Consider the following 3,583-nt stretch of genomic DNA (forward strand, 5'->3'; position numbering starts at 1 on the left):
TTGACGGGTACTCAACCCTGGCGGACCCACTATTGGCGGGAGTGGCCGCCCTCGTTTATGCTGCTATTGACGCCGGTATCTATATCAACGTTAAGCATCGTCGCTAGGATCGGCTGCGGATTCCGACGTGAAGCCGGCCGCCATTCCGATCAAACACCGGCCACCATTCCGATTTGAAGCCGGCCACCGTTCCAATCAAAAACCGACCGGTTTTCGGCACTGAAGATTACCTCCTGGGTCAGCAACTTTGGCATCAAATACCTCGCGATGAACGGGGGAGATTTTGATGCCGGCAAAGAGAAGGCTGACCATGAGACAGTTGAGACAAATGCTACGGCTTGCCGGAAGCGGGACCAGCTCCCGCGAGATTGCAGTCGTATTGGGAATAGCGCGCAGTACGGTGCAGGATAATCTGCAGCGCGCAGCAGCGGTTGGATTGACCTGGCCCTTGCCGGGGGAGCTGACTGACGATGCTCTTGAGAACAAACTCTTCACGCGCAACGGCGTCAAACAGGGCACGAGACGACGCACAGAACCCAACTGGGCCGATCTTGCCGTTGAACTCAAGAAGCCCGGTGTCACGTTGCTTATCCTCTGGGAAGAATATCGAGGAGCCCATCCCGACGGTTATGGCTACAGTCGCTTCTGCGAACTCTTTCGCAGCTTCGAGCAACGGCTTTCGCCGACGATGCGCCAGGAACACGCTGCTGGCGACAAGGTGTTCGTGGACTATTCCGGCAAGAAGATACCGATCGTTGATCGGCATACCGGTGAGATCCGCGAGGCGGAGATCTTCGTGGCGGTGCTTGGCGCATCCAGCCTCACCTATGCCGAAGCAACCTGGACACAAACACTCCCCGACTGGATCGGCTCACATGTCAGGATGTTTCGTTTCTTCGACGGCGTTCCCCGGCTGATCGTTCCCGACAATCTGAAGTCGGGCGTCAGCCGGGCCAGCTTCTACGATCCCGAGATCAACCGCAGCTACGGCATGATGGCATCCCATTATGGCGTCGGCGTTCTTCCAGCACGGCCCAAAAGGCCCCGGGATAAATCGAAAGTTGAGAACGGCGTGCGTTTCGCCCAGTCATGCATTTTGGGGCGGTTGCGCAAGCAGACTTTCTTCTCGCTTGCCGAGGCCAATGCCGCCATTCGCCAGGCACTCGATCGCATCAATGATCACGTCATGCGCCGGCTGGGCATCAGTCGTCGGCAATTGTTTGAGAGCGTCGAGCGCGGCGCACTCGCCCGCCTTCCGGGCGAAGATTACGAATTCGCCGAATGGCGTTTGGTCCGTGTCTCGACGGATTACCATGTCGAGTTCAAGACCTTCTTCTATTCCGTGCCGCACAACCTCATTCGCCAACAGGTCGATCTGAGGGCTACGGCACGGACCATCGAGATCTTCCACCGTGGCAAGCGCATTGCCGTCCATCAGCGTCGGTATGGCGGCCCTCGTCATGGAACGGATCCGAATCATATGCCCAGTTCCCACCGGCGATATGCCGAGTGGACGCCGGATCGCTTCCGTCGCTGGGCCGCATCCATCGGGCCACAGACAGAAGGCCTGGTGATCGCAATCCTCGCCAGCCGCCCACATCCCGAACAGGGCTTTCGAACATGCCTGGGTGTGCTTCGCCTGTTTCGCGACATCGAACGCACTCGGGCCGAGGCTGTATCAGCCCGCGCTGTCGAGATCGGGGGGCTGAACTGCAAGAGCATTGCCTCGCTGCTGGCCAATTACAAGGCTGCGCGCCATTCCACAGAACCGACGGCCATCGTCGATCACGCCAATCTGCGTGGTCCTGATTACTTTCATTGAGGAGAGAGACCAATGCTTATCCATCCCACCATCGACATGCTGCGCGAACTCGGCCTGTATGGCATGGCCACCGCCTTCCAGGAGCTCGACGCACAATCCGAAGCGCGCGGCCTCGAGCATGGAGAATGGCTTGCCATGCTGCTCGAGCGCGAGGCCACGATGCGTCGCCAGAAGCGTTTCGAAGCCCGCGCCAGGGCCGCAAAGCTGCGTCACGATGCACAGATCGAGAATGCCGACTTCCGTGCTGCACGCGGTCTTGATCGCAATCTGTTCATGGCGCTCGCCGGCTGCGACTGGATCCGGAAGCATCACAGTCTTCTCATCACCGGGCCGGCGGGCGTGGGCAAGAGCTGGCTTGCCTGCGCGCTTGGCCACAAAGCTTGCCGCGAGGATTTCTCCGTCGCCTATCACCGGGTTCCCCGGCTGTTTGCTACGCTCGCACTTGCAAGGGGCGACGGGCGATATGGCCGGATCCTCAAATCACTCGCCAAAACCGACCTCCTTATTCTCGATGACTGGGGACCGGAAAAACTCAACGATGACCAGCGGCGTGATGTGCTTGAGATCATTGAGGACCGCTACGAGCGTCGTTCGACAATCGTCACCAGTCAGGTGCCCCTGGATCGCTGGTACGAGATAATTGCAAACCCAACTCTGGCCGATGCCATCTTGGACCGCCTCGTTCACAACGCCTATCGCATCGATCTCACCGGTGAAAGCATGCGAAAACAGCGCTCGCCAATAGCGTCTGAAACACCGCAAGCTTGACCTGAAACGAAACCCGATCCAAACATCAACGAGACCCAGGATCAGTCCGAAAAATGGCCGGCTTCAAATCGGATCACCGGCCGGAATGAAATCGGAATGACTGGCCGGCTTCAATTTGGAATCGGTGGCCGGCTTCATCGGAATACGCATCCAGGCTCGCCCATCTCACAAATTCGGGCAGATTGATCGATAATTGATCACCTTGCAGTGAGCCTTTTACTGCGCCACATTCGTTGTTCATCCACAGTTCATGGCATATGGCTTAAATTTAATGCCCCTAGGAACGCAAACGCGTTGAAAGCCGTCACAGACGGTCTTTCGCTGGAGGAACAATGCGAAAGTTGATTGCAACCATATGTGCCGCCCTGATGGTTGGTGCTGTCGGGTCGACGGGAACGGCCAGTGCCGCTCCAGTCACCATCGAGAGACCGGTTGACGCCGCGCGAGCGGCCGCTCCGAATGCAGATGTGCAAACTGTGCATCATAAGCACAATCATTGGAACCGCGGATGGCATCGCGGGTGGGATCGTCCGTATTACCGCCGCTGGGATCGCCCCTATTACCGCCGCCCTTATTACTACCGGGATGGCCCGTATTACAGGAGCTGGGATGATCCTTACTATCCGCGTCCCCGCTACAGAAGGGGTGTATATTTCGTATTCTAACGACATGACGGGCCCCGGCTGACATGCCGGGGCTGTTTGTTGTCGAAAGGACCCTGTCGCGGTTGAGTTTTGGCCGGGTTCTTCGTTTCAGGCGCACCAATCGATCTTCTGTCTTGGCAACCACGGCCGCGCGAAGCCCTCTTTCAACAGCTTTTGCCCCAGCTCGTTGCCGTCAGAATCGTAGATGTCGATCAGTTTTCGCTTGGTCTGCGTCTTATCGGTTTGACCCGAATAGACCACCATCAGGCCTTGCTCTTTCAGGAGGGCTTTAAGCCAGTACTTGGCAAGCAATGCGAGCTTTCGCTCTTTCTCGCACTTGGCCTTGCTG

General features: G+C 57.7%; 4 protein-coding genes. 3 read left to right on the forward strand and 1 reads right to left on the reverse strand.

Annotated elements, in window-relative coordinates:
* Positions 1 to 286 precede the first annotated feature (286 nt).
* The 3 genes from istA (at position 287) to AAAC48_RS11965 (ending at position 3,255) form a co-directional block, all read left to right on the forward strand.
* Positions 287 to 1,822, forward strand: a complete 1,536-nt coding sequence (gene istA, locus AAAC48_RS11955) for an IS21 family transposase (protein WP_340654385.1) — start codon at positions 287 to 289, stop codon at positions 1,820 to 1,822.
* A 12-nt stretch (positions 1,823 to 1,834) separates the two neighbouring features.
* On the forward strand, positions 1,835 to 2,590 hold the full coding sequence (gene istB / locus AAAC48_RS11960; RefSeq protein ID WP_340654386.1) for an IS21-like element helper ATPase IstB: 756 nt from the start codon (positions 1,835 to 1,837) through the stop codon (positions 2,588 to 2,590).
* A 332-nt stretch (positions 2,591 to 2,922) separates the two neighbouring features.
* Positions 2,923 to 3,255, forward strand: a complete 333-nt coding sequence (locus AAAC48_RS11965) for a hypothetical protein (protein WP_340654387.1) — start codon at positions 2,923 to 2,925, stop codon at positions 3,253 to 3,255.
* An 87-nt stretch (positions 3,256 to 3,342) separates the two neighbouring features.
* On the opposite strand, the gene AAAC48_RS11970 is transcribed toward AAAC48_RS11965, so the two are convergent.
* Positions 3,343 to 3,583: thermonuclease family protein (locus AAAC48_RS11970; protein ID WP_340654388.1), on the reverse strand; the 241-nt coding region annotated here is incomplete at its 5' end.

Origin of the sequence: Phyllobacterium sp. (assembly GCF_037994405.1) — a bacterium.
Taxonomy (GTDB): Bacteria; Pseudomonadota; Alphaproteobacteria; order Rhizobiales; family Rhizobiaceae; genus Phyllobacterium.

Excerpts from the sequence above, each read along its gene's own strand:
- istA (WP_340654385.1), top strand. The coding sequence starts at position 287 with ATGCCGGCAAAGAGAAGGCTGACCATGAGACAGTTGAGACAAATGCTA.
- AAAC48_RS11965 (WP_340654387.1), top strand. The coding sequence starts at position 2,923 with ATGCGAAAGTTGATTGCAACCATATGTGCCGCCCTGATGGTTGGTGCT.
- istB (WP_340654386.1), top strand. The coding sequence starts at position 1,835 with ATGCTTATCCATCCCACCATCGACATGCTGCGCGAACTCGGCCTGTAT.